At 56.0% G+C, this 24,787-nt stretch carries 22 protein-coding genes and 1 pseudogene; 12 read left to right on the top strand and 11 right to left on the bottom strand.

The window, feature by feature from the left end:
* Positions 1-38 precede the first annotated feature (38 nt).
* The 4 genes from citD to citX are packed head-to-tail and all read left to right on the top strand — an operon-like array spanning position 39 to position 3,083.
* Complete coding sequence (gene citD / locus L2W58_RS10220; protein ID WP_236103239.1) at positions 39-308, top strand: citrate lyase acyl carrier protein; 270 nt, start codon at positions 39-41, stop codon at positions 306-308.
* Positions 305-1,165, top strand: a complete 861-nt coding sequence (locus tag L2W58_RS10215) for an HpcH/HpaI aldolase/citrate lyase family protein (RefSeq protein WP_236103238.1) — start codon at positions 305-307, stop codon at positions 1,163-1,165. Before citD ends, L2W58_RS10215 begins: the two co-directional genes overlap by 4 nt.
* Positions 1,166-1,168: 3 nt before the next feature.
* The gene (gene citF / locus L2W58_RS10210; RefSeq protein WP_236103237.1) at positions 1,169-2,572 is read left to right on the top strand and encodes a citrate lyase subunit alpha; all 1,404 of its coding nucleotides are present in this window, start codon (positions 1,169-1,171) and stop codon (positions 2,570-2,572) included.
* Between the two features lies 1 nt (position 2,573).
* Positions 2,574-3,083 (top strand): citrate lyase holo-[acyl-carrier protein] synthase, encoded by a 510-nt coding sequence (gene citX / locus L2W58_RS10205; RefSeq protein WP_236103236.1) that lies wholly within the window; start codon positions 2,574-2,576, stop codon positions 3,081-3,083.
* A gap of 43 nt (positions 3,084-3,126) precedes the next feature.
* Here the strand turns inward: citX and glsA are convergent, their stop codons facing one another.
* The 3 genes from glsA to L2W58_RS10190 form a co-directional block, all read right to left on the bottom strand.
* Positions 3,127-4,044, bottom strand: coding sequence for a glutaminase A (glsA, locus tag L2W58_RS10200; RefSeq protein ID WP_236103235.1), 918 nt, complete (start codon positions 4,042-4,044; stop codon positions 3,127-3,129).
* Between the two features lie 13 nt (positions 4,045-4,057).
* On the bottom strand, positions 4,058-5,398 hold the full coding sequence (locus L2W58_RS10195) for an alanine/glycine:cation symporter family protein (RefSeq protein WP_236103262.1): 1,341 nt from the start codon (positions 5,396-5,398) through the stop codon (positions 4,058-4,060).
* A 365-nt stretch (positions 5,399-5,763) separates the two neighbouring features.
* Positions 5,764-7,806, bottom strand: a complete 2,043-nt coding sequence (locus L2W58_RS10190; protein WP_236103234.1) for a methyl-accepting chemotaxis protein — start codon at positions 7,804-7,806, stop codon at positions 5,764-5,766.
* Between the two features lie 146 nt (positions 7,807-7,952).
* On the opposite strand from L2W58_RS10190, the gene L2W58_RS13170 reads away from it, so the two are divergent.
* On the top strand, positions 7,953-8,900 hold the full coding sequence (locus L2W58_RS13170; RefSeq protein WP_236103233.1) for a M23 family metallopeptidase: 948 nt from the start codon (positions 7,953-7,955) through the stop codon (positions 8,898-8,900).
* Between the two features lie 49 nt (positions 8,901-8,949).
* On the opposite strand, the pseudogene L2W58_RS13085 reads toward L2W58_RS13170, so the two are convergent.
* From L2W58_RS13085 to L2W58_RS10170, 3 genes and pseudogenes are all read right to left on the bottom strand, one after another.
* Positions 8,950-9,588: pseudogene (locus L2W58_RS13085) on the bottom strand (GntR family transcriptional regulator); the annotation flags it as partial.
* A 28-nt stretch (positions 9,589-9,616) separates the two neighbouring features.
* Complete coding sequence (locus tag L2W58_RS10175; protein ID WP_236103232.1) at positions 9,617-10,663, bottom strand: DUF4899 domain-containing protein; 1,047 nt, start codon at positions 10,661-10,663, stop codon at positions 9,617-9,619.
* Positions 10,664-10,739: 76 nt separating this feature from the next.
* The gene (locus L2W58_RS10170) at positions 10,740-11,858 is read right to left on the bottom strand and encodes a DUF362 domain-containing protein (RefSeq protein ID WP_236103231.1); all 1,119 of its coding nucleotides are present in this window, start codon (positions 11,856-11,858) and stop codon (positions 10,740-10,742) included.
* 70 nt (positions 11,859-11,928) lie between these two features.
* On the opposite strand from L2W58_RS10170, the gene mptA reads away from it, so the two are divergent.
* A complete protein-coding gene (gene mptA, locus L2W58_RS10165; protein WP_236103230.1) occupies positions 11,929-13,386 on the top strand; it encodes a GTP cyclohydrolase MptA in 1,458 nt (485 codons plus the stop codon).
* Here the strand turns inward: mptA and folP are convergent, their stop codons facing one another.
* From folP to L2W58_RS10150, 3 genes are all read right to left on the bottom strand, one after another.
* The gene (gene folP / locus L2W58_RS10160; protein ID WP_236103229.1) at positions 13,387-14,607 is read right to left on the bottom strand and encodes a dihydropteroate synthase; all 1,221 of its coding nucleotides are present in this window, start codon (positions 14,605-14,607) and stop codon (positions 13,387-13,389) included.
* A 2-nt stretch (positions 14,608-14,609) separates the two neighbouring features.
* The gene (gene queD / locus L2W58_RS10155; protein WP_236103228.1) at positions 14,610-14,975 is read right to left on the bottom strand and encodes a 6-carboxytetrahydropterin synthase QueD; all 366 of its coding nucleotides are present in this window, start codon (positions 14,973-14,975) and stop codon (positions 14,610-14,612) included.
* 113 nt (positions 14,976-15,088) lie between these two features.
* Positions 15,089-16,294, bottom strand: a complete 1,206-nt coding sequence (locus L2W58_RS10150; RefSeq protein WP_236103227.1) for an iron-containing alcohol dehydrogenase — start codon at positions 16,292-16,294, stop codon at positions 15,089-15,091.
* Between the two features lie 136 nt (positions 16,295-16,430).
* Between L2W58_RS10150 and L2W58_RS10145 the strand changes: the two genes are divergently transcribed.
* Together L2W58_RS10145 and trpB are read left to right on the top strand one after the other, a co-directional pair.
* Positions 16,431-17,684: an MFS transporter gene (locus L2W58_RS10145; protein WP_236103226.1), complete on the top strand. Its 1,254-nt coding sequence runs from the start codon at positions 16,431-16,433 to the stop codon at positions 17,682-17,684.
* 271 nt (positions 17,685-17,955) lie between these two features.
* Positions 17,956-19,149, top strand: coding sequence for a tryptophan synthase subunit beta (trpB, locus tag L2W58_RS10140; protein WP_236103225.1), 1,194 nt, complete (start codon positions 17,956-17,958; stop codon positions 19,147-19,149).
* 1 nt (position 19,150) lies between these two features.
* Here the strand turns inward: trpB and nudC are convergent, their stop codons facing one another.
* Positions 19,151-19,888, bottom strand: a complete 738-nt coding sequence (nudC, locus tag L2W58_RS10135) for an NAD(+) diphosphatase (RefSeq protein ID WP_338033083.1) — start codon at positions 19,886-19,888, stop codon at positions 19,151-19,153.
* A 119-nt stretch (positions 19,889-20,007) separates the two neighbouring features.
* Here nudC and L2W58_RS10130 point away from each other — a divergent pair, with 119 nt between their 5' ends.
* Genes L2W58_RS10130 through tsaA form a run of 4 tightly spaced genes read left to right on the top strand, consistent with a single transcriptional unit; the run spans position 20,008 to position 23,343 of the window.
* Complete coding sequence (locus L2W58_RS10130) at positions 20,008-21,105, top strand: iron ABC transporter substrate-binding protein (protein WP_420827990.1); 1,098 nt, start codon at positions 20,008-20,010, stop codon at positions 21,103-21,105.
* Positions 21,106-21,110: 5 nt separating this feature from the next.
* Positions 21,111-22,169, top strand: a complete 1,059-nt coding sequence (locus tag L2W58_RS10125; protein ID WP_236103222.1) for a FecCD family ABC transporter permease — start codon at positions 21,111-21,113, stop codon at positions 22,167-22,169.
* Positions 22,169-22,933 carry an ABC transporter ATP-binding protein gene (locus tag L2W58_RS10120; protein WP_236103221.1) on the top strand — a complete coding sequence of 255 codons (765 nt, stop codon included), beginning with the start codon at positions 22,169-22,171 and terminating at the stop codon, positions 22,931-22,933. The genes L2W58_RS10125 and L2W58_RS10120 overlap by 1 nt, the downstream gene beginning before the upstream one ends.
* Positions 22,930-23,343 carry a tRNA (N6-threonylcarbamoyladenosine(37)-N6)-methyltransferase TrmO gene (tsaA, locus tag L2W58_RS10115; protein WP_236103220.1) on the top strand — a complete coding sequence of 138 codons (414 nt, stop codon included), beginning with the start codon at positions 22,930-22,932 and terminating at the stop codon, positions 23,341-23,343. The genes L2W58_RS10120 and tsaA overlap by 4 nt, the downstream gene beginning before the upstream one ends.
* A gap of 40 nt (positions 23,344-23,383) precedes the next feature.
* Here tsaA and L2W58_RS10110 read toward each other — a convergent pair whose 3' ends face one another.
* Positions 23,384-24,769 carry an NAD(P)/FAD-dependent oxidoreductase gene (locus L2W58_RS10110; RefSeq protein ID WP_236103219.1) on the bottom strand — a complete coding sequence of 462 codons (1,386 nt, stop codon included), beginning with the start codon at positions 24,767-24,769 and terminating at the stop codon, positions 23,384-23,386.
* Positions 24,770-24,787: the final 18 nt, after the last annotated feature.

The following is a 24,787-nucleotide window of genomic DNA, read 5'->3' as shown; positions in this document are numbered from 1 at the left end:
TGGCTTCCGGCGCCATTTTCGTTTTGGAGGTGTTCTCTGTGAAGATCCTGAGGATGGCCGTCGCCGGTTCAATGGAATCCAACGACGCAATGGTGACGGTAGAGCCCTCGAACGAGCTTTCAGTCGAGATAGAGAGCGTGGTAAAGGCTCAGTTCGGGGACGCTATAGAAAGATCGGTCATGGAGGTTTTGAAGAATCTTTCCGTGGATAGCTGTACCCTGTCAGTAAAGGACAGAGGGGCTCTAGACTGTACATTAAGGGCTCGGGTGGAAACAGCACTGTTGCGTGGCTGCGAGGGTGTCAGATGAAAAGAAGACGGAGCCTACTGTTCGTGCCTGGCAACAATCCGGGAATGGTAGCCAACGCCGGGGTCTTCGGGGCCGACGGAGTAATCTTCGATCTTGAGGACGCCGTCGCCCAGGATCAGAAGGACGGTGCTAGGATACTCGTCAGAAACGCTCTTGCGGTGCTTCCCATGAAGGGGTGCGAGAGGATCGTCAGGATAAACTCCATGGACCGTCCCATATGGTTGGAGGATCTGGAGGCGGTGGTAGCCGGAGGAGCGGACTCGATCATGCTTCCCAAGGCCCAGAGTCGCGCCGAGATGGAGGAGCTCGATCGAGCTCTCTCCGACGCGGAGAAAAGGGTCGGCAGGGAGGAAGGGGCCCTGGACGTTATCGCGTTGGTTGAGACTCCCACAGGGGTTGAGAACTCGGGAGATATAGCGACGGCTCGTAGGGTGTCGGGGATGTTGCTGGGTGCGGAGGACCTCACCGCGGCCCTAGGCGTTCCCAGAACCGTTGACGGAGAGGAGATCTCCTACGCCAGGGGACGTATGGTGATGGCTGCCAAGGCTGCGGGGATCGACGCCATCGATACACCCTTCACCGATACCGACGATATGGAAGGGTTGGTGAAGGACGTTCTTTTCGCTCGGTCCATCGGATTCGACGGCAAGGCTTTGATATCTCCCAGACACGTGGAGGCGGTAAACCGGGCCTTCACCCCCACCGACGGGGAAATGGAGTGGGCCAGGGCGGTCGTTCGGGCTCTTGAGGAGGGAGAGAGGGCAGGAAAGGGAGCCGTCTCGGTCGGAGGCAAGATGGTGGACGCCCCTGTGGCGGCAAGGGCTAGAAAGACCTTGGCCATGAGAGGGGAGGCGTAGTCCTTGAGAGATAAGATGATCGGGAGCCTGAAAGAGGCCCTTAAGGTTATGGGATTGGCCGACGGCATGACACTGTCCTTTCATCATCATCTCAGAAACGGCGATGCGGTGCTGAACGGGACGTTGGATGCGGCTTTCTCGCTGGGAGTATCGGGATTGACCGTCGCGGCCAGCTCTATCTTTCCGGTACACGCGCCGTTGGTGGAACATATCCGCAAGGGGACGGTGTCCCGTCTCGAGGTCAACTACATGAGCGGTCCCGTGGCCGATTTCGTCTCTCGAGGGGGCATCGCAGAGCCGGTGATCTTCAGGACCCATGGAGGAAGACCCAGGTCGATAGAGTCGGGCGAGTTGCCGATAGATATAGCCGTTGTGGCTGCTCCTTCCGCCGACGGAAGAGGAAACCTCACCGGGACGAAGGGGCCTTCCGCCTGCGGCTCTCTCGGTTACGCCATGGCCGACGCTCGCTGCGCCAAGAGGGTCTTGGCCGTAACGGACAATCCGGTGGACCGTGTGGCTCCGGCGTCGATAGATCAGAGCCTCGTCGATGCGGTGGTGACGGTGGACTCCATCGGCGATCCCGCCGGGATAGTCTCTGGTACCACCAGGATGCCCAGAGATCCAGTCGCGTTGGTGATGGCCAGATATGCCGCCATGGCGATAAAGGCGTCGGGGCTGTTGGCCGACGGCGTTTCCTTTCAGACCGGAGCTGGAGGTGCTTCCTTGGCTGCCGCCTCCTATCTGAGGGATATGATGAGGGACCTAGGAGTCGTCGGGAGCTTTGGAATGGGAGGAATAACATCCCATATGGTGAGGTTCCTTCGGGAAGGTCTGGTCAAACGGCTTTACGACGTCCAGTGCTTCGACCTGGAGGCGGTAAAGTCGATAGCCGAGGACGAGAGACACGTGGAGGTTTCCGCCTCTCTATACGCCAGCCCCGGGACCAAGGGACCTCTGGTGGACGATCTGGACGTGGTGATACTGGGGGCGACCGAGATAGACCTGGATTTCAACGTAAACGTCCATACCGACTCTTCCGGACGGATAATCGGAGGGTCCGGAGGACACAGCGATACCGCCGCCGGAGCGAAGTTGGCGGTGGTCGTGGCCCCTTTGGTGAGGTCAAGATTGCCGATAGTCGTCGACAGGGTTACCACTGTGAGCACTCCCGGTGATACGGTGGACCTTCTGGTAACGGAGAGAGGTATTGCTGTGAACCCGAGGCGGCCGGAACTGAGGGAAGCTCTCGACCGAGCGGGGCTTCCGGTCATGTCGATTCGGGAGCTCAGGGAGATCGCCCTCTCCATAACCGGTGTTCCCCGATCCTCTAGGCCTAAGGGACGAACGGTGGGAATAGTGGAGTATCGTGACGGCAGTTTAATCGACCGGATATCGGAGGTGTCCTGAGTTGGGTAACGAATCCATGGATCTTATACTGGCGGCCAGGGAGGCCCGGTGGAACCTGAGAAAAAAGCTGTCCCGAACTTATGGGAAGCCGGTGTTGTCTCTCTCCATGACGGTTCCCGGTCCGGATAAAAGCGCTCCAGGGGTCTTTTGGGCTCTTAAAGTCATCTCCGATGAGGTAGAGAAGACCTTGGGTTCCGTTCTATCTCGGCGAAGCGACCTGGACGGTGCCGACGGGCCTTCCGTCCACTGGGTGGTCGATCTTTCCGGCAAGGAACTTAAAAAAAGGGCTCTGGCGATCGAAGAGAGCCACGGTTTGGGCAGGATCGTAGATCTGGACGTTCTGGACGAGAACGGAGCTCCCCTGGGGAGGAGCGAGCTTGGCTTCCCTCCCAGAAGGTGTCTCATATGCGATCGTCCGGCCAAGGAGTGCTCCTATTGTAGGAGACACGGCCTATCGGAGCTGTTGGAAGAGATCGAAGGGATCCTGGAAAAGTCGGGATGGAGAGAGTGAAAGCCCGGAGCCCATCGATGGGCTCCGGGCTTTCATCATTTTGTCATAGCACCCGACATCTTAGTTTTTCCGATATCTCCTTCATCGCAGCGAGGCCGGCTACGGAGTTTCCCTTCTCGTCCAGAGGGGGGCTCACCACGCCGATGCCCATCCTCCCGGGAACCGTGCCTAGGATTCCTCCTCCTACGCCGCTTTTGGCGGGGATGCCCACCTTCACGGCGAACTCTCCCGAGCCGTCGTACATTCCGCAGGTCGTCATTATTGCCCTAACCGTTCTGGCCGTGGCGGGAGAGATTATCTGCTTTCCCGATATGGGGTTTAGACCGTCGCATGCGAAGGTCGCTCCCATGATAGATAGATCTTTGGCGCAGGTCTTTATGCTGCACTGTCTGAAATACACGTCCAGGATATCCTCGACATCTCCGTTCAAGCTGCCTACGCTTCTCAGAAAATAGGCGAGCGATCTGTTTCTGTCGCTGGTGTTCTTCTCCGATCGGTAGACCCTGTCGTCGATGTCTATCGAGTCGTTGGCCATCAATTTTCGACAGAGATCCATGATGGCGTCGACCTTTCTCTCTCTGCCTTCCTCGGGAAGAAGGGACACCACCACTATGGCGCCGGAGTTTATCAGAGGGTTGTTCGGTCTGTGGGGAGCGTCCATCTCCAGTCTCATTATGGAATTGAAGGGGTCCGCAGTGGGACTGCTCCCGACGGAGGAGAAGACCCTCTCCGGTCCTCGTTCCTCCAATGCCAGGGCCAGAGTTACTATCTTGGATATGGACTGTAGGGTAAAGGTGTAGTCCCAGTTTCCCGACAGATACTGGCTTCCGTCGCATTCCGTCACGGCCAGGCCGAAAGCCTCCGGATCGGCCTTCGCCAGCTCCGGTATATAGGATGCAACCGTCCCCTCCGTCGCCTTGAGCCGACTCCTTCTGGAGATCTCTTCGAGGATATCCTTCATGGGAATCATCGTCCTATCTGTTGTAGTATGAGGAGAACTTCTCCTTGTCTATCACGGGATCGTCTATTCCCGCCTTGATCTGGTTTTCGTAGTCTTTCATGAATTTTATCACCACTCCCGACAGCAGCAGTATGCCGACGAGGTTTAGCAGCGCCATTATCGCATTGAAGAAATCCGCCAGTTCCCACACGAAGGGAACCGAACTGGTCGCGCCGAAAAGGAGCATTCCCAAGACCATGAGTCTATATACCGTCAACCCTGATTTACCGCAGTTGGGGAAGATGTACATCAGGTTGCTCTCTCCGTAATAATAGTTGCCCAATATCGAGGTCCAGGCGAAGAACATCAGGGCTATCGCGATGAAGGTGGGGCCCCAGGAGCCGAGAGTCGCATCCACCGCCAGCTGTGTGAGCTCGACTCCGGTCTTGCCGCTATCGACCGTCCCGGAGAGGAGTATTATGGCAGCTGTTGCGGTGCATATCAGGATAGTGTCCACGAAGACTCCCATCATGGCGGTGAACCCCTGTCTGGCCGGATGTCGGACGTCGGCTGTAGCGTGAGCGTTTGGAGTGGACCCCATGCCCGCCTCGTTGGAGAAAAGCCCTCTGGCGACTCCGTAACGGAATGCCATGGCCACGGTGTGTCCCAGTACTCCTCCCGCGACCTGTTTAGGGCCGAAGGCGCTCTTGAAGATGAGGGAGAACACGGCGGGGATCTCTGAAATGTGGGTGAGCACCACGTATAGCGACCCCAGTATATAGAGACCGGCCATGAGAGGGACGATAACCTCCGCCACCTGGGCTATCCTTCTGAGTCCTCCGAAGATGACAAGAGCGGTCAGTATTATCACCGTTATGGCTACGTATAGTTCGTTGAGCTGGAATGCTCCTCTAAGGCCTGCTGCTATGGAGTTGCATTGAACCGCATTGAAGATGAAGGCCATAGCCACGATTATGGAGAAGGCGAAAAGAACCCCCATCCATCGTTGTCCTAGTCCCTTCTCCAGATAATAAGCCGGTCCTCCCCTGTAGGTCCCGTCGCTGCTCTTAACCCGGAAAACCTGGGCCAATGTGGCCTCGCCGAAGATGGTGGCCATCCCGACCAACGCCGTTATCCACATCCAGAATATCGCTCCCGGGCCTCCCGAGACTATGGCGGTGGCGACCCCTGCGAGGTTGCCTGTGCCTACCTGGGCTGCCAGACCGGTACATAGGGCCTGGAAAGGGGTAATTCCTCCTTCGGCCGACTTTCTGCCTTTGAATATGACCGAGAACATATGGCCGAAATGTCTGACCTGAGGTAGCCCTAGTCTCAAGGAGTAGAAGATCCCCGTGCCGAGAAGCAGCCAGACCATCAGTTTGCCCCACAGAATGCCGTTTGCCGTGCTTACTAACTGTTGAATCACCTATATATCTCCCAATTATGGATAATAATAAAGTAGATATTTCTCGAAACGCCAGGGCATTATACGCAATATTAGTTCAAAATGCAACTGTGCATACAATAAAGCGAGATTGATGCATGGATTTATATTTTTTTTTGCGACACCTGGAGCCTTGTGCCTGCTTTTAGGTCATCGCTGAGCTGTATGATGGGCGATATGTATCAGAATATGTTGAGTTCTGTTCTGGCTGGTCTTTAATCTATTTCTATGACATAAAGAAAAAAGAGGCGGGGTGCCTCTGTCCGGCACCCCGCCTCTTTTCCTTCTCTTCGATGCTATTTTGGAGCCAGTTCTTTGGAACTCTCCGTCTTGAACTTGCTCAACCGCCTCTCTATGTTGTCCACCAATGAGGACATGGCCTCCGCTTCTTTGGCCACGTTGCTCGAGACCAAAGCGGTTTCCTCCGCGGCTTTTTTGATGGTTCCCACCTTTTGGGCCATGTCGACGGTGGATCTCGAAGCCTGGTCGACGGCGTTGGCCATCTCGTTGGCCGAAGCTGCCTGTTCCTCCGAGGTCGCCGCTATGTTCTGCATAGAGTCGTTGACCACGGAGATCTGTTGCAAGGTCTCGTCCAGTCCTTTTTTTGCCTCGTCGGCCTGTACCACCGTCTGTTTCATGAGATCCCCGGCCTGTTGGGTTATCGCTACCGAGTCTCTGGTCTGAGACTGGAGCTCCTCTATGAGGTTTCCTATCTTTCCGGCGGCGTTGCCCGATTCCTCCGCCAGCTTTCTTACCTCTTCCGCCACGACCGCGAAGCCTCGTCCGGCGTCTCCCGCTCGGGCCGCTTCTATAGCTGCGTTGAGGGCCAGAAGGTTCGTCTGGTCCGCTATGGAGTTGATCGTCGCTATGAAACCGGTTATCTCCTGAACCGAGGTGCTGAGGGCGGTCATTGCCTCTACGCTTTTTCCCGCCTTGGCTCCTACCTCTTTGACGTTGCCTATTATATCCGCCACTATGGAAACGGCCTTGCTGGAGGTCTGGGAGGCCCTTTCCGTCGCCTCCGTTCCCTTAGTGGCAGATTCCGCCGCCATAGAGGCGCTGGACGATACTTCCTCGACTCCGGCGTTGGTCTCCTCCAGTGCGGCGGCGTTGTTCTCCGCCAGTGTCGATACCTCCTCGACGGAGTGACGGACCTCCTCCATGGAGGCGTTGCTCTCCTCGCTGAGTGCGGCCAGTCCGGTGGAGCTGTCAGCTATCTTTTTGCTTTCCTCGACTATACCCAGCATTGTCTCCCTAAGGCCTTCCACCATTACGGAAAGTGCGTCTATCATGGCGCCGAGAGGGTCTTTGGCTCTGTAATTTATGGATCTGGGGTCTACAGTGAGATCGCCGTCCTTGACCTCGCCCGCCATGTTAGCGACCTTCCTGAGAGGAAGGACTATGCTTCTGAATGTGACCAGCACGGCCAGTCCGACAGCCAGGAGGGCCACTATCGCTACGGCTATCTGTATGGAGGTGGTTCCCCTTACCAGGGCGTCTATGGCCTTCACAGGGTAGAGAATTGCCAGGGAGAGTCCCTGGGCGGTGTTGCCGTAGAAGGCCTCGAACCTCTCTCCCTCCCAGTTTATTATGGAGGAGCCCGATTTCCCGGAGACCATCTCCTTGCCCATCGCCTTGACCGATTCGTCTTTTTCGTCGCTTTCGGAGAGGTTGACCTTCATTATGTCCTTTTCAACCGGTCCGGCTATTATCATGCCCGCCTTGCTGAGAAGAAGTCCATGTCCCTCTCCCAGCAGCTTCAGCTTTCCGACGAAATCGACCAGGGCGTTCATGCTGATATCCACCCCTACCACTCCGATGATATCGCCGTCGCCGTTCTCGACCGTCATGGCCGCCGATATGACCGCCTTGTTGGTTATCAGGTCGATATAGGGCTCGGTGATTATCATGGCAGAGCCCTTCTTCATGGCGTCGGCATACCAGGCTCTCTTTCTGGCGTCGTAATCCTCCGCCATCTTGGCCCTCGATCCGATAGGCAGCTTGCCGTTTTTCTCCAGGCCGAAATAAATGTCCTGAACTCCGAATTCTCCGTTTTGAGCCAGCAGCGAGGCCATGAGGTCCTCCAGGGTCTCCGCCTCCTGTAGACCCTCTTCATCCCAGGCCCTCTGTATGGCCACAGAGGCGTTTTTGAGTATGGCTAACAGTTTTCCGAAGTTCTCCTCCACGGTGAGCACCGCTGTCTTAACGGTCTCCTCACCGGTCTTGATTACCTGGTTCTTCAGGATACTCTGGCTCCTGAAGTAGGTGATCCCTGTCATTGCGACTATTATGACCAGTACGGCCGCTACCATAGATACGAATTTCCCCTTGATGGACATGTGATCCCCTCCAATCGTCTATGTGTTTCTACCCCAAAATCATTATACCAATATTCCCTATATGCAGTCTAGTTTTTCAATTATGCGATCCTCTCCGTCTCGGCGCTGCCGGTATAATGGACTGATTCTAGGAAGGAGTTGGTTTAGTGTCGCTTTCAAATGGGTTCGGATGGATTAGGACGGGGCTGAAGTTTTCTCTGGTCGTTTTGCTCTCTTTATGGGCGATATCCAGCGCTTCGGCGTTGGAGGTGTCTTTCGACGCTCCCGATAAGGTCTCTTTGGGAGAGCCTTTCGTGGTTTCTCTGACTGTCAGTGGGGACGTGGATAAATGTACATTGTCCTGGAGGGGTAGGAACTATCCCCTGTCTTTGTCCGCTGCGGATGGGGGCGTTTCGAAGGGTGTCGCCCTTTTGGGGACAGATGCCGCCAGGTCTCCTGCCGAGGGTGAGGTGATCAAGATATGGGTGAGGTCGAAAGGGATCAACTACATGTCTCGGTGGAAGATAGACGTTATTTCAAAATCGTACCCTGCCGAGAGGCTTTCGGTTCCCGCCGCCATGGTGAATCCCCCTGGTTCGGAGCGCGACAGAATCGCCGGAGAGAGAAAGGCCGTCAGAAAGGTATTGAGAGCCTATTCTCCCCAGCTGTACTGGTCCTTGCCGATGGTTCGTCCCGTTACGGGAATCGTCACCAGCGTATATGGAAAAAGACGGATCTACAACGGCATCCCGAGGAGTCGTCACGGAGGGGTGGATTATCGCGCTTCGGTGGGAACTCCTATAAAGTGCGCGTCGCCTGGACGGGTCGTCCTTACCGGAGATCACTATTACGCAGGCAAGTCGATCTACGTCGATCATGGGGGGTCGGTCGTGTCGATGTATTTTCATCTGTACGAGATCGATGTGAGGGAGGGGCAGTTCGTTCGAGCAGGCGAGGTTATAGGTAAGACCGGTCGATCCGGAAGGGTGACCGGTCCTCATCTTCATTTCGGTGTATCGGTCGGTGGTCGCATGGTCGATCCCTCGATATTGGTGGAGGGGGATCTGGAACGACTGACCGAGTCCAATTTGTCAGGCAGGATGGTCTTCCCCTAGTGGGGGATACCTGTAGGCCTCTTCTCCTGATGGTGTTGTGGATGTGGTCCTCCATAAGCTCTCTTGCAAGAGAGGAGTCGCCGGAGTCTACCGCGTCTATTATCTTTCTGTGCTCTCTATATGTGCGATGTCCTTTATCGCAAAAGGATTGCTCCGGAGCCATCATGTCGGTGTTGTAGAAGAGCCCGAAGTGGAAGGTGTACAGCGAGGAACGCCAGTATGCCTGGCGGAAGTAGCGGGCTATATATTCGTTTTTGGATATCTCGACTATCTTCGAGTGGAAGAGTTCGTTTACCTCTGCGTACTCTTCCTTTCTCTGTCCCAGATGGTAGAGGGATCGCTCTCTTTCGTTGAGCTCCCTGAGGTACGAGAGGTCCCCGGAGGTCCTCCTTTGGGCCGCAAGACTGGCCGCCTTGCCCTCCAGACAGGATCTGACGTCGAAGACGTCCTCCATGTCCTGTTGGGTCAGTATCGGCAAGGTGTAGCCTCTTTTCCCCCTGGTTTTCTCAAGGACGCCCTCGGCCACGAGACGGCTGAGGGCGTGCCTTACAGGGGTTCTGCTGAGTTGAAGCCCTTCCGCCAGGTCCGGTTCGTAGATTTTGTCCCCCGGGCGTATTCTGTGAGCGATAATCCTGTCGATGACCATGTGAAACGCTTTTTCGTCCGCTTTCAGCTTTTTTCTCTCCATCTTCTTCTCCCTGTCTCCCATCCTGATGTCAGTCGATAAGCAGGTGTACCGCCATTATCATCAGCAGGCCCGCCATCGTCAGAGCGAACAGCATCTGATAAAACGACAACCCGATTATCCTTGGTGAGCTGTCCTCCCTTAGTACAGATATTTTATAGCTTTCTCCCGCCAAGGCTTTGCCGTATATTCCGTCCGACAGCTCGACCATGAGCTCGACGTTACCGGTGTCGGTCGTCTCCGTAGATAGAAGCGTGACAGGAATCTTGTCGATGTTTCCCTTCGTCATCACCTGTCTTAGGGCGTGAGCTATGGCGGAGCTGTCCTTTATGCTGACGTATATGGTGTCGCCTGGTCTAAGAGCCGAGACCGGTTCCCCTCTGACCGGGTCCATCACTACGCCGCACAACAGTGTCAGATGGTCTATCTCGGTGGAGCGTGTTCTGGATTCTTCCTCTTTTTTCTCTCTCTTTTCCTCTCTGCTCTCTCTGAATTTGCCGAGGTCCTCCCCTGTGGTCTTCTCTATGCCGAGTTTCATCTCAAGACTCAACGCCAGCTCTCGTTCCAGTTCGTGCTGGAGGTCCTCCCTGATCTGCCTCCGCCTGTCCTCGTCGTCGTCGGTTGCCAGACGGTTGACGGTAGGAGGGGATAGCCGTTTTTTCAACGCCTCTACGGTTTTTTCGTGAAGCATCTTGTCCTGAGGGGCCTCTATTCTCTCCATGAGGATGGTGAGGGCCTGCCATGAAGCGTCTATATCCGCCTCTCCCAGTCCGCCTCCGTAGCCTGTCCAGAGACACAGAAGCTCCGGTTCTCCCAGGGTTTCGTCGGCGAGGAAAACGACCAGCCCGGTGGCTCCTCCGGAGGTCCTCGTCCTGTAGGCGCATTTAACGACCACGTATTTTCTGTCGATTTCCTGATCTCCCTCGGGCCAGATCTCTACTGTCGATATCTCCGGTACCCTAGGAGATCGATTCGCCAGCTTTTCAAGGGTAGCGTTGAGTTGAGACCGGCGCATCTCCTCGACGGATTTTTTTATCTTTTCCTTTGTCTCGTGAAAACTTTCCGAGGATTGGGGCATCTCAGTGCCTCCTTGGGCGATAGGCTCTCTATTTAGACTCATATTACAGGATTATGCCGTTCTGGCGCAAATAGTTCTAACGTCCCAGGACTTCCAGACCTCTCAGGAGGATATTCTGTCTTAGTCTTATGGCGTCGGCGGGGCACATCTCATGGCAGCAGTAGCATCTTATGCACTTCCCGTAGTCGAAGACCAGACGGCGTTCTCTCATGGTTATGGCGTCGGCAGGGCATATCTCGACGCATCTACCGCATAGGAGGCAACGTTCTCGATCCTGCTCCGGCTTGGCCGCCAGGAGCTCTCTTCCGAAACGGTCCATCCAGGAGGGCAGAAGTCTCAACGAATCGGGGGGAGGAAGTTGAATCTTTTCGAAGGTCCACTCCGTGATGGGATCTCCCTTTATCCGTATGTCTTTCGGGACCATCCCAGCCGTCTCGGCCGCTTTCCTCAGAGGGAAAACCGATCGATCCAAGGACATCAGCCCCGCCGTTGTCAGATCCATGGCCAGAGCATCGTCCGAGGCCACCACCGTGCCGAACCGTCTCGGCGATCCGTTGGACGGACCTCTGCCCTCCATGCCGACCACCCCGTCCATTACGGTCAAGCCGGGGCGCAATGTCGCCCATATCTCCAAAAGCAGTCGGGCGAAGTCTTCTCTGTCCAGTCCGACCCTGTAGTGCCAGGCCGCCTTCCTCTGAGCCACCACCGTCCCGAACAGATTTTTAACCCCCATGGTCAAGGTCATCTGACAGTGGGTCTTCAGCTTAGGAAGATTTATTATTTTGTCCGATTCCAAGGCCAGGGCGGAGAGCTCCAGTCCTCTGAAACGATCGTCTCTTTTGCCCGGAACAGGCCGGGATTCGCCGAGAGGCACGACGGGGACTCCCAATATCCTGCCCACCTGGGCTATGCCGGTTTTCTCCGCTACCTTGGAGAACTTCTCTATGCCGGGGCTGTCGGCTATGGTCGGCTTGCCTCCGCAGTCAAGAGTCATTTCCGTCACGGCTCGTACCATGGTCGGATGGGTGGTTACGGCCCTGTCCGGCGAGTAGGCTCCCAGCATATTCGGCTTTATAAGCACCGAATCGCCTGGGGAGACGAATCGCTCCATTCCCCCCAGGTCGTCTATCGCTTGGGTTACTGCGCCCTTTACCTCTTCGTAGGAACTGCAATTTCTGAACGATACGATGGCCATGAGTCCCTCTCCCTTCTGTTACAATTATCTCCAATGAGAGTATCAGCGATTACGACTAGGAGGTCCAACGATGAATCGCAAACACAGGGTTTTTCTGGCCCTTGGAGCCAACCTGGGCGACCGTCAGGGCAATATTCTACAGGCGCTTCAATATCTTCAGGGTAAGGTGGAGGTCGTGGCGGTCTCGTCGTTCTACGAGACGGAGCCGGTCGGATACGAGGATCAACCCCTCTTTCTCAACGGTGCCTGCGAGGTTCTCACGGACCTGTCTCCGATGGAGGTCCTTCATCTGGCAAAATGGATCGAACAGCGGATGGGTAGGACCGTCAACTTCAGGAACGGACCGAGACCTATAGACGTCGACCTGATAATGTACGACGACCTGGTCCTGGAAGATGACAAACTGACCGTTCCCCATCCCAGGATGCAGGAGAGGGCCTTCGTGCTGGTGCCTCTCGCCGAGATAGCCCCCGGGCTGGTCCATCCCGTCCTAGGGAAGACCGTCTCCGTTCTGCGGGATCTGGTGGACGCCAAAGGGGTAGCCAAGGTGGAGAGATCCCTTCGATTTTCCCTCGATAGGGATGTGCAGAAAGGCGTTCCCGAGGTTCCCCTTTTTTTGGGACGGGTCGGTGTGACCGACCTGGAGAGGATAATACGTCTCGAGACGGAGGGCAAGGTCTCCCTCTTCTATGCGACCATGGACCTGTTCGTTGATCTCGACGGTGCAAGAGCCGGCGTCCATATGTCTCGTTTCAGCGAGATATTGGAACAGGCGGCGGAGGACGCAGCCGGTTCCGTCGCTCCCGACATAGAGACCATGGCGGAGCGTCTGGCCTCGTCTGTGATGGAGCGGCAGGAGGCTCTTAGGTCGGAGGTCCGGATAAAGGCCCATTTCCCCCTGAAAAAGCACGCACCCATATCGGGCAAGACGACCCAGGAGATCTACAATTTCATAGGTATATCCGCCTGCGATGGAAATGTATGTCGAACGATATCAGGGGTGGAGGTAGACGGTCTGACCGTATGTCCCTGCGCCCAGGAGATGGTCCGAGCCCATTCCAAAGGGTTGTTGATATCCCAGGGGTACGGTGAGGAAGAGGCGGAGCGTATCGTAGACGTGTTGCCCCTGGCGTCCCACAACCAGAGGGGGAGGGCCACACTGATGATCGGCGGTGCGGGGACCATAAGGGCGGAGAACCTGGTTCACCTGGCCGAGGCGTCCATGAGTTCCGAGATATACGAGCTTCTCAAAAGACCGGACGAGTTTTTCGTGGTCAACAAGGCTCACAGTAATCCCCGATTTGTCGAGGACGTCGTGAGGGAGATGCTGCGAAACGTGGTGGAGGTCTCTCCCGACCTTCCCGACGGGGTTTTCGTCCTCGCCAGACAGGAGAACTTCGAGAGCATCCACAGACACAACGCTTTCGCGGAGAGAGCGGCCCTCCTCGGCGATCTGCGAAGGGAGATGGAGGGGCTTCGTCCCGGCAGGCCGATCACCTTGGAGGGCTGGTTGTTCGGAGAGATCTGATCAATCTAGCCTATCCGGGTCTTTCATCGCCTCTATCGTGTCCAGTACACGACGGTTGGCCTTGACGTCGTGTACCCTGACGATATCCACTCCCTGCCAGGCGCATAGAGCCGTCCCTGCCAGTGTGGCTTCCATTCGCTCCTCCGGGGGAGCCCCCTTGAGGACCGCTCCGAATACGCTTTTTCGGGAATGGCCTATGAGAATCGGATATCCCCGCGACCGGAAGAACTCGTCGTGGGAGAGAAGGGTTAAGTTGTGGGATGCCGTCTTTCCGAAGCCTATTCCGGGGTCCAGGATTATCTGCCCCTCGGGAACTCCGGCTTTAGTAGCCAGATCCGTCCGCTCCTGAAAATAATCGCATATCTCCTTCTGGAGACATCCGTAATGGGGTTCTCTCTGCATCGTTCTGGGGACCCCTTTCATGTGCATTATCACCAGCGGAGTTCCTGAGGTCGCCGCCACCGATGCCAGCTTCGGATCGAATCCCAGTCCCGATATGTCGTTCAGTATGTCCGCTCCGGCTTCGACGCAGGCTCGGGCTACCTCCGACTTGGTGGTATCTATCGATATGGGAATGTGAGGAAACTCCTTCCTTATGGATTCCACAGCCGGTACCAGTCGACCTATCTCCGTTTCGGTCTCCGCAGGAAGCGAACCCGGTCTGGTGGACTCGGCTCCCAGGTCCAGCATTTCCGCCCCGTCCTCGATCATGGTCGACACCCTTTTCAGGCACTCCGAGGTCGAACCGGCTCGGCTGCTGGAGAAAAAGGAGTCGTCCGTGAGGTTAACTATGGCCATGAGCTTGGTCCTGTCTCCCAGCTGTAGTACTCTGTCTCCCGGCAGGGTCAGAAGATGCCTTTTCTTCCTCTTCCCCGCCATGGCCTTCAGTATCTCTCTTCGGACCTGGTCCAGTCCCCAATAGGGCATGACGGCCAGCTTTTCCGCGAGATGGTTTATCTGTTTGTCCGTTCCGAACAGGAGACAGTCGCAGCGTTCGACTCCTCTGTCTATGGCGTGACGATGGACCGCCACATCTCCACCGCGGGAGAGCATCTCCTGTTTGAGGGCGTTGGCCGCTCTGGTGTCTACGTCGGATATCCTGAGGGCCGTCAGATCCCTCCGGTCGTCGAAATAGGGCAGAGCTCCTGGGTCGCAGCCTATTTCCTCCAGAGTTTTCTTCAGTTCCGTCGTAGATTTGAAACGGTGAAACCAGGCCGTCATGGTTACTCCACGTCCTCTCGGAACACTATCACGGAGCTCGTCGCGGTCTCCCAGACCTGTACGGAGTGTAGCTCGCAGTTTGGTTTTTTTACCGATTCGTCCAGTTTGCTCCATATCCATAGGGCTATGTTCTCCGCCGTAGGCTGATCCATCACGTCGTTTAGGTAGGAGTGATCCAGCTTGGTCAGGACCTTTTCCGACACGACCCGTTTCAGCTCGGTGAAGTCGAAAACCATATCATCGTCGTCTCTGCGCCCGTCCAAGGTGACGGCCAATCTGTAGGTGTGACCGTGAAGGGCCTCGCATTTTCCTCTGTACCTCTCGAGCCTGTGGGCGGCGTCGAAGGTGAATTCCTTTCTTAGCAGCATGAGATCTCCTCCGTTATCCTTCTTCTCGTCGGCATGTGCCGATGGAGACTCCATTCTACCAAAGAAGGCGCCGCCTCTCGAGAGGCGGCGCCTTCTTTGGGGTATGTGATTTCTTAAAGGGCCTGAATGTAGAGGTCCCTTATCTCCTGTAGGACCCCCTTGCGGGGGTTGTTGATCCCTATGGCCTCCTTCGAGGCGGCTAAGGCCAGATCGTCTATGGAATTTTCGGTGACCCCCAGGGAGGACAGTCCTCCGGCTATGCCTATCTCCTTCGCCAGATCGGCCATGGCCTCAACTACCTTTTCCGCTTTTTCGGCGGTCCGGAAACCGGAGTGGTCTATACCGTATCTGTCGTAGGTGGCTTCGTCTATCACCGATCCCATTGTGGCCATCTTTGTGGCGGCTGCCGGTAGGTTGTATCTTTCCACCACCGGGAGCAATATGGCGTTTACCAGTCCGTGAGGAGCTCCGTACATGGCGCTTATAGGATGGGAAAGGGCGTGGACGTAGCCCAGACCGGCGTTGTTGAAGGCCACTCCTGCCATGAAAGCGGCGTTGCACATGGCCTCTCTCGCCTCGATGCTGTCTCCGTAGCGTACCGCCATGGGAAGCCAGCGGAAGATTGTCCTTATGGCCTGAAGGGCTATGCCGTCGGAAAAAAGCGACGCTTCCGTGGAAACGTAGGCCTCTACTGCATGGGAGAGGGCGTCCATCCCTGTGGCGGCTGTAAGGCCCGGGGGCATGGACAGCATCAGATCCGGATCGTTGATCGATACGTCCGGCATGAGGGTCCAGTCCTGTACGGTTATCTTACGGTGGTTTTCGCTGTCCGTTATGACCGCGAAACTGGTGGCCTCGCTGCCGGTCCCGGCGGTGGTGTTGATGGCGATGAAAGGCGGTCTGTTTTTCCGGCCTTCCCCTTTTTTGGATTTTTCGTCTATCCTGCCGATGGAGACCGATGCTGCCTTTGTGCAGTCCATGGCGCTTCCACCTCCGACTGCTATTAGACAGTCGCATTTTTGTCCGAAATATCTGCCTACCGCCTCTTCCACCATCACGTCCGTGGGGTTCGGCCCAGCACCGGGGAAGACGTCGCCTTCCAGGCCATGGGTCCTCAGAACCTCCAGGACCATGGAGCCCTGGAGCTCTCCGTATTCCCCGATCGACGCGACTATAAGAGCTTTTCTGCCGCCCAGCTTCTCCATCCAGGAGCCGGTCTTCTGTAGGCTCCCTCTTCCCATGAGGTTTACCGGTGGCATTAGATAATATCCGGCCATACAATCACTTCCCAACCTGAGAATCTGGGAAAATCCTATCATCAGGAAGGGGAGAGGTCATGCAGGGGATCATCTGCTTTTTTGTCCTGTTAAGGGTAGTTTCGCCTTTCGTCGAATATATGTATCCATTTTTATGTTATCATGTTCTGGTTTGATAATCGAGATTGGGGGAATCTTGATGTCTTTTGTGAAGATAGGGGCGTTTTCCGCCCTTGGATCGAGGAATTACAGGCTTTTTTTCACAGGGCAGGGCGTTTCTCTGACTGGTTTTTGGATTCAAAGGGTCGCTATGGGGTGGCTGGTATATCGTCTGACCGACTCGGCTTTTCTGTTAGGAGCCGTGGATTTCGCCAGTCAGATTCCGTTGTTATTCCTTTCAACCTTTGCGGGGGTCTTGATGGAACGCTGGGACCTGAGGCGTCTGATGGTGATCTGCCAGACTCTATGCATGGTTCACGCCGGAGTGCTTGCCGGATTGACCCTTACCGGAACAGTCAATTATATACACGTTTTGGCACTAGGGGTTTTATTGGGCGTGGTGAACGCTTTCGAGCTCCCGGCCCGTCAGACCTTCGTCATTCAGCTCGTGGATCGGCCTGAGGATCTGGGAAACGCTGTGGCGCTCAACTCCTCTCTGTTCAACGTCGCCCGACTGATAGGCCCATCGGTAGCGGGGTTTTGCATAGCCGCCTTCGGCGAGGGGATATGTTTCGGTATAAACAGCGCCTGTTATCTGGCCACCTTGGCGGCTTTGATGGCTCTCCGGCTGCGTCCTCAGGAGGTTTCTCGGGAGCGGGAGCCCTTTTGGGAGGGATTTGTCTCCGGCATCAGTTACGTCCGTTCCTTTCTTCCCATAAGGGACGTCCTGATATCTCTGGCTCTACTGAGCTTTGCCGGTTTGCCCTATCTGGTCCTTTTGCCGATATTCGCCAAGGAGATCCTGCACGGCGGTCCCACACTGCTTGGTCTGTTGACCGGTGCGTCCGGGCTCGGAGCCCTGGCCGGATCGATAAGGCTGGCCGTCAGGAAGACCCCGGTGGGCCTCATGAGGGTTATGGCCATCTCTCTTTCTTTCTTCGGCATCTCCTTGGCCGCTTTCTCCCTCTCTCTCTGGGCTCCTATGTCGATATTGCTTATAATCGCAGTGGGGTTCGGCATGGTGTCGGTTTTGGTGGCGGGCAACACGTTGATACAGACCTTGGTGGAAGAGGACAAGAGGAGCAGGGTGATGTCCCTCTACGTGGTTTCCCTGACGGGAACCGCCCCTATCGGAAGCCTCGTGGCAGGGACGGTGGCCTCTTTCATCGGAGCCAGGGCCACGTTGGCCATGGGAGGGGCGGTCTGTCTCCTGATAGGGGTGGTTTTGCTCAAGAGGGGCGACCTCCTATGGAGTCTGGCCGAGCCGATATACAGAAAAAAGGGGCTGATTTGACCTCCTGTCGTTGACCGGAGGCTTGAAGAGGTGTATTATATTCCGAAATTCATCGAGAGGCCGTGGAAGGCTATGTACTTTAAACCCATGACTGACAATTCGATGCTTTGCTGGTGGTGGTGGACCTAGGTCCACCGCGTCTTAGGCTGTGCTTTCAGCCGCGGTGGCAGACGCTGCCGCGGCTTTTTCTTTAAGGGCCGCGCCCCTCTGGTAGGGGGAGCGGCCCTTTCTTTATTCGGGTCCAAATTTTAGAGATATGGAGGAGATTTAAATGACCGTAACGACCGTCGATAACGCCGCTAAAAAAGGATACTATGGAGCTTTTGGAGGTAGATTCGTCCCGGAGTCGTTGGAGAGGCCCTTGGAGGAGCTTTCCGAGGCCTTCCTGGATGCCGCGTCGGACCCGGAGTTCGAGAGGGAATATATGCGTCTCATGAGGGAGTACGTAGGGCGTCCCTCCGCGATTACCGAGTGTCTTAACCTCGAAGATAAACTTGGAGGGGGCCGTCTATTTCTGAAAAGGGAGGACCTGAACCATACCGGAGCCCACAAGATAAACAACGCCATAGGACAGGCCCTGTTGGCCAAAAGGATGGGAAAGACCCGTCTCATAGCCGAGACCGGTGCGGGTATGCATGGAACCGCCTCCGCCACTGTGGCGGCCCTGATGGGGATGGAATGCGTGGTCTATATGGGAGCCGTGGACGTAGCACGCCAGGCTCCCAACGTCAGCAGGATGAAGCTGCTAGGGGCTAAGGTGGTGTCGGTGACCCAGGGACAGGGAGTCCTGAAGGACGCAGTTGACGCCGCCCTTAACGCCTACGTCGAGGATCCCGAGGCTTTCTACCTTCTCGGGTCGGCGGTGGGGCCCGCTCCCTATCCTTCCATGGTCCGTCATTTTCAGAGCATCATAGGCAAAGAGGCCCGACAGCAGATACTGGACAGAGAGGGCCGTCTACCCGACGAGATAGTGGCCTGCGTCGGAGGTGGCAGCAACGCCATCGGTCTTTTCTCCGGTTTTCTCGACGACGCCTCTGTGGCTATAACAGGGGTGGAGCCAGCCGGTAAGGGGCTGGAGACGGGAGAGCATGCAGCCACCCTCGTCGTAGGATCTCCTGGCATGATACACGGTTTCAAGAGTTACGTCCTCACCGACGAAAACGGAGATCCCGCTCCGGTGTATTCTATCTCCGCCGGATTGGACTACCCCGGAGTGGGCCCGGAGCACTCCTACCTCAAGGACAGCGGCAGGGCTACCTATGTGGCCGTTACAGATGAGGAGGCCCTCGATGCCTTTCATCTTCTCTGTCGAACCGAGGGGATAATACCGGCTCTCGAAAGCTCCCACGCCCTGGCATATGCGATAAAGAGGCTACCCCGGATGGGTTCCGACGAGATCCTCCTGGTCAACCTGTCCGGCCGGGGAGACAAGGATATGGACCAGATCATGGCTCTCGAGAAATAGATCAGGAGTTTCTCCTGATAAAATCGTCTATCAATCTTCGTGATACGCTGACGCTTCCGGGGATCTCGGGAAGATCCTCGGGAGCGAACCAGTCAGCCCTGTCTATCTCTTTACCGTCGACCTCTATTTCGCCGTAGGCCCATCGGGCCTGAAAGGCCACCATGAGAGACCGGGGAAACGGCCACGACTGGCTGTCGAAATAGCTTATGTTCGATATCTCTATTCCGACCTCCTCCCTGATCTCCCTCCTCAAGGTCTCCTCCAGGCTTTCTCCCAGGTCCACGAAGCCCGCCAGGACGCTGTACCTGCCGGAGGGAAAGACCGAGTTGTGGGCCAGGAGGATACGATTTCCCCTCTCTACCGCCACTATCACGGCAGGGGAGATTATAGGGTATATCCTGTAACCACATTTAGGACAGACCCGGCCGTTGTCCTCTCCGTCTTCCATGGGAGTACCGCATCTGCCGCAGAACCGGCTGTTTTTACGCCAATCCATCTCGGCGTAGAGACGATTGGCCTTTGCGAAGGATATCTCTCCTATCAGCTCCCATAGGGCCCTTCTAGGTACGGCCCTCCACCCTTTCAGGTCGGTATCCACGTGGAGCTCTCTCCACGTGCCCACGCCATCGACTTTTCCCGTCGATATGTAATCAAGTTCCCGAGGTAACTCGATCCCGTCCATCTCCGGGATAAGCACCTCTTCGCCTCGAAATACGAAACTGTTCTCCTTCAATTTCACCCATCCCCTTAGCGTCGTAGTGTTTTCTCCTAAAAGTCTATCGTCGATTTCGTCTTTTTGGTACTACAAGATCCCTGTTTCGTGCTATCATTATAGGCTGATATATATTTCGAAGGGAGATGTACCGCTTGAGAAGAACTGTAGCTTTTTTCATTGCCTTGTTTTCCATGCTTTGGACTGTAACCTCTTACGCTGCCACCGTGACGGACGGATTGGGTAGAGATGTGGAGGTCCCCGACGAGGTAGACAGGATAATCTGTTCCGGATCGGGATGTCTCAGACTGGCCACCTATCTTCGACTGGAGGACAAGGTCGTTGCGGTTGACAGCATAGAGAGGAGAACTGAGACTTTCGACGCTAGGCCCTACGCCATCGCCAGACCGGAGTATAAGACCCTGCCGTTGTTCGGCGAGTTCAGAGGCAACGACAGTCCGGAGCTGATCCTCTCTCTGGATCCCGCCCCTCAGGTGATATTCAAGACCGGCTGCACCGGCGACGAAGCCGAAAGTCTCCAGTCCAAGACAGGTATTCCCGTCGTCGCCCTGGACTACGGAAATCTGGCAGGAAAGAGGAATAGACTGTACGAGTCCCTCTCCATAATGGGGCAGGTGACCGATGTCTCCGACAGGGCGAAGGAAGTGGTGAGTTTCTTCGAAGCCGCCATAGAAGACCTTAAAACGAGAACCGCCGATGCCTCCATAGAGGGTTCCGCCTACGTGGGAGGAATAGCCTTCAGAGGTCCTCACGGACTGTTGTCCACAGAGCCTAATTATCCTCCCTTCTTGTTTTCCGGAGTGGCGAACGTGGCGGCAGAGGGCAAGGGGGCCAAGAGTAGACATGCGGTGGTATCCAAGGAGGCCCTGTTGAAATGGGATCCGAAATTCATCTTCGTTGATCTGTCCACCATAACGGCGGTCGGAGGGGGAGCTTTGAAGGAACTGGCCGACGATCCTCTGTGGAGAGGGCTCTCCGCCGTGGAGAAAGGCGACATCTACGGGGTATTACCCTATAACTGGTACACCCAAAACTTCGGGAATATCCTTGCGGACGCTTATTTCGTGGGGTCGCTGCTCTTTCCCGATCGATTCGAGGACGTTGATCCCGGAGATAAGGCCGACGAGATATACGCTTTTCTCGTAGGGAAACCCGTCTTTTCCAAGTTAAACGATTGCTTTAAAGGCAAGGTATTCCGTAAACTCGTGCCGGGAGAGATCTAGTCACCATGCATCTGGACGGAGTCGAGGTCTCTCTTTCCTATAAAAAATATGCCGGTAAAAAACGGCTTTTTCTTCTGGTTTTAGTCGCTTTGACTCTATCGGCCTTTATGCTGTCTCTTTCCGTGGGGGTCTCAGGAATGACGGTGCCCCAGGTTATCAGGGGTTTCCTGGGGTTGTCGGAGGGGCGGGATTCCCTGATACTATGGAACATTCGACTTCCTCAGGCCATAGCAGCCGTCGTCGCCGGAGCGGGATTGTCTCTGTCGGGCGTGGCCATGCAGGCCATCCTCAGAAACCCTCTGGGCTCTCCCTTTACCCTGGGGTTTTCCCACGCCGGAGCCTTTGGTGCGGCCTTGACGGTTATGTTGATAGGGAATCTGTCTGAAAGAGCTCCTTATTGGCTTCTGTCTTTCGGTCCCGGTATCGTTGCGGTCGGGGCCTTCTGCTTCTGTATGGTCGCGACCGCGGTGATCCTGGCTATATCTGCGACGAGGGGAGCCGCTCCTGAGACCATGGTCCTCTGCGGCGTGGCCCTGGGGTCTTTGTTCACCGCCGGCACAATGTTTCTCCAGTATTTCGCCGACGACGTCCAGTTGGCCGCCATAGTGTTCTGGACCTTCGGGGACCTGGCCAGGGCGGACTGGCAGGATCTGGCCGTGATGACCGCCGTCCTGCTTCCTGCTGGAGGCTATTTCTTCCTTCGACGTTGGGACTTCAACGCGATAGAGGCGGGAGACGAGACCGCCCGGGGCTTGGGAGTCGACGTATCCCGGTTGAGACTCAGGGGATTGGTGATCTCCGCCTTGATCGTTTCGATAACCGTGTCCTATCTGGGGGTTATCGGTTTCGTAGGCTTGGTCTGCCCCCACGCTATAAGAAGGATGATAGGGGACGATTATCGCTATCTGGTTCCCGCCAGCGCCGTCGCCGGAGCGTTGCTGCTGTTGTTGGCGGACACCGCCGCCAGACAGATCCTGTCTCCCCATGTATTGCCAGTGGCGGTGCTGACCTCCTTTCTGGGCGCTCCCGCCTTTCTGTGGCTGTTGTTGAGAGGAGGAAAATGATGTCGCTCAAGGTCGAAAATCTAGGCTTCCGATGGGGTAAGGAATGGGTATTCAGGGACGTATCCTTCTCCCTGTCTTCCGGCGAGATGCTCGCCGTCATGGGGCCTAACGGGGTAGGCAAGACCACCTTGCTCCGATGTCTGAACGGCATACTGAAGCCTCACGAGGGAGTTGTCTCGATCGACGGAGTGGCGGTATCGTCCATGTCCAGGGAGGACATCGCCAGATCCATGGGTTACGTTCCTCAGTTTACCCAGCCTCAGAGGATGACGGTGTTCGACTCGGTCCTCCTGGGCAGAAGGCCCCATATCGGCTGGTCCGTCACCGATAAGGACCTGAACGTGGTTGAGAGCGTCTTGTCCCTTCTGGATCTGGGTTCCTTCAGACTTCGTTATCTGGACAGGCTTAGCGGAGGGGAGAGACAGAAGGTCGCTGTGGCCAGGGCTCTGGTCCAGGATCCGTCGGTTCTTCTACTGGACGAGCCTACCGCTAGTCTGGACATGAAAAACCGTCTCGAGTTAATGGATATAGTGGCCCACGTGGTCCATGGCCACGGCCTGGCGGCTGTGACGACCATACACGACGTGAACGGAGCTATGAGGTATGCCGACAGATGTCTCTTCCTTAAAGGAGGAACGGTGGAGCGATGCTGCGCTCCACTGGAGGTGTCGGTCTCGACCATAAGGGAAGTGTACGACGTGGAGGTTGACATTTTGGACCATCGGGGGGTTCCAGTAGTCGTTCCTGGAGGTGTCGGAAGATGAGGAAAAAACACGAGATAGAGCCTTTGGGGGTGATCAGATCCCCCTATAAGAGCAAGGAGGAAATACCCCGTCAGGGACATTTCGAGCCTGAAGTGGAGGCTGTGGCCGTCCTCGATGAAAAGTGGAGAGAGGGAATGAAAGGACTCGAGCTTTGCGACAGACTGGTGTTCCTCTTCCTCTTCGATCGTTCCGAAGGGGCGAAACTGACCGCCAACGCTCACTGGCTGGACGGAGAGAAAGGGGTCTTCGCCACCAGGAGCCCGAACCGGCCTAACGGAATAGGGATGACCGAGGTGGAGGTGGTCTCGATAGAAGGACTGGAGATCCGGTTTAGAGGCCCCGACATGCTGGACGGGACTCCACTGATAGACATAAAACCGGTGGTGGATACGAGCAGGTCCAACGATTAAGAGGAAAAGAGGAGGTCCTTCAAGGACCTCCTCTTTTCCTTCATCCCATGATTTTTATCGCCGATCGGGCGGCCACTACGCCGCTGGCGGCGGCCTGTATTATTCCTCGACTTACCCCCGCTCCGTCCCCGGCCATGAACAGTTTTTTCACCGTCGGGACCTCCAGGGAGTCCTTGAGCTGTACCCTCAGGGAGTAGAGCTTTATCTCGACTCCGTACAGGAGAGTGTCGTTTTGGTTGACCCCCGGCATTATGACGTTCAGTGCGTCCAGAAATTCCACTATGTCGGTCATGTGCCTGTGAGGGAGCACCAGGCTCAGATCTCCCGGTTCGGCCGATCCGGTCTGCTCGATCATGCCTCTCTCGATCCTGGATGTGGTGGACCTTCTGCCGTCCTTAAGGTCGCCCAGTCTCTGGACCAAGATTCCCCCTCCAGCCAGCATATTCGCCAGTCTGGCTATATGGGTGGCGTAGCCTATGGGATCCTGGAACGGATGGGTGAAGTTTTTAGTCACCAGGATGGAGAAGTTGGTGTTGTTCGACTTGGTGTTTTTAAGGCTGTGTCCGTTCACTGTAACGAGGTCGTGTCCCTTGTTGTACTCCGACACCACGTAGCCCGACGGATTCATGCAGAATGTACGGCAGCGATCGTCGAAGGTCGGAGTGTTGTAGAGGCACTTCACCTCGTAGAAGTGTTCGGTCAGGTCCTGACACACGCTGTCGGGGACCTCCACCCTTACCCCTATGTCCACCGGCATGGACGCTATAGGAAGCTCCAGCCTGCGAACTACCTTCTCCAGCCAGGAGGCTCCGTCCCGCCCGGGGGTGGCTATGATTGTGTCGGCTTCGTACCTCGTGCCGTCTTTCAGGATCACTCCCTTCGCCTCTCCGTTCTCAACGACGATGTCTTCCACGAAGGTGTTCATCATTATGTCGCATCGGTCCTTGAGGGTTTTATACATGTTGTCTAAAACCTCTCGGGAGGCGTCCGTTCCGATATGGCGTATCTTAGCGGGAAGCACCTTTATGCCTACGCTGGCGGCTCTTCTGATGGTGTCCTTGACCATGTCGCCCTTAGGCTCGTAGTAGTTGGGATCGGCGCCGTGTTCCACGAAGGTGGAGTCTACAGACTCTATAAGCTCTATCAGGGCGGATTCGCCGATGTATTCCTCCAGGTTCCCTCCGAATCCGGTGGTTATGGTAAGCTTGCCGTCCGATGCGGAACCGGCTCCCCCCCAGCCGGAGACGACGCTACAGCTGGGGCAGTTTATGCAGGAGGTGGCCTTGCCGGCTATGATCGGGCAGATCCTCTCCTTTATGAGCTTCCCCTTGTCCAGAATGAGGACCTTTTTGTCGGCCTTCACCAGCTCCAGGGCCGCGAATATCCCAGCGGGACCGGATCCGACGATGATGGCGTCGTATCTCATGATGTCTTTCTCTCCTCT

Source organism: Dethiosulfovibrio faecalis (assembly GCF_021568795.1).
In the GTDB taxonomy this organism is placed as follows: Bacteria; Synergistota; Synergistia; order Synergistales; family Dethiosulfovibrionaceae; genus Dethiosulfovibrio; species Dethiosulfovibrio faecalis.
Note: the sequence above shows the minus strand (reverse complement) of the source record. Positions and strands in the feature narration are given on the sequence as shown.

Bases quoted from the DNA above. Each gene is read 5' to 3' on its own strand.
- L2W58_RS10110 (WP_236103219.1), bottom strand. From the start codon at position 24,769: ATGAGATACGACGCCATCATCGTCGGATCCGGTCCCGCTGGGATATTC.
- L2W58_RS10145 (WP_236103226.1), top strand. From the start codon at position 16,431: ATGTCTTTTGTGAAGATAGGGGCGTTTTCCGCCCTTGGATCGAGGAAT.
- L2W58_RS10215 (WP_236103238.1), top strand. From the start codon at position 305: ATGAAAAGAAGACGGAGCCTACTGTTCGTGCCTGGCAACAATCCGGGA.
- folP (WP_236103229.1), bottom strand. From the start codon at position 14,607: ATGACGGCCTGGTTTCACCGTTTCAAATCTACGACGGAACTGAAGAAA.
- L2W58_RS10170 (WP_236103231.1), bottom strand. From the start codon at position 11,858: ATGGCCATCGTATCGTTCAGAAATTGCAGTTCCTACGAAGAGGTAAAG.
- L2W58_RS10125 (WP_236103222.1), top strand. From the start codon at position 21,111: ATGCATCTGGACGGAGTCGAGGTCTCTCTTTCCTATAAAAAATATGCC.
- L2W58_RS10175 (WP_236103232.1), bottom strand. From the start codon at position 10,663: ATGCCCCAATCCTCGGAAAGTTTTCACGAGACAAAGGAAAAGATAAAA.
- L2W58_RS10195 (WP_236103262.1), bottom strand. From the start codon at position 5,398: ATGGTCTGGCTGCTTCTCGGCACGGGGATCTTCTACTCCTTGAGACTA.
- L2W58_RS10120 (WP_236103221.1), top strand. From the start codon at position 22,169: ATGTCGCTCAAGGTCGAAAATCTAGGCTTCCGATGGGGTAAGGAATGG.
- tsaA (WP_236103220.1), top strand. From the start codon at position 22,930: ATGAGGAAAAAACACGAGATAGAGCCTTTGGGGGTGATCAGATCCCCC.
- L2W58_RS10130 (WP_420827990.1), top strand. From the start codon at position 20,008: ATGTACCGCTTGAGAAGAACTGTAGCTTTTTTCATTGCCTTGTTTTCC.
- glsA (WP_236103235.1), bottom strand. From the start codon at position 4,044: ATGAAGGATATCCTCGAAGAGATCTCCAGAAGGAGTCGGCTCAAGGCG.
- mptA (WP_236103230.1), top strand. From the start codon at position 11,929: ATGAATCGCAAACACAGGGTTTTTCTGGCCCTTGGAGCCAACCTGGGC.
- trpB (WP_236103225.1), top strand. From the start codon at position 17,956: ATGACCGTAACGACCGTCGATAACGCCGCTAAAAAAGGATACTATGGA.
- L2W58_RS10190 (WP_236103234.1), bottom strand. From the start codon at position 7,806: ATGTCCATCAAGGGGAAATTCGTATCTATGGTAGCGGCCGTACTGGTC.
- queD (WP_236103228.1), bottom strand. From the start codon at position 14,975: ATGCTGCTAAGAAAGGAATTCACCTTCGACGCCGCCCACAGGCTCGAG.
- L2W58_RS10150 (WP_236103227.1), bottom strand. From the start codon at position 16,294: ATGATAGGATTTTCCCAGATTCTCAGGTTGGGAAGTGATTGTATGGCC.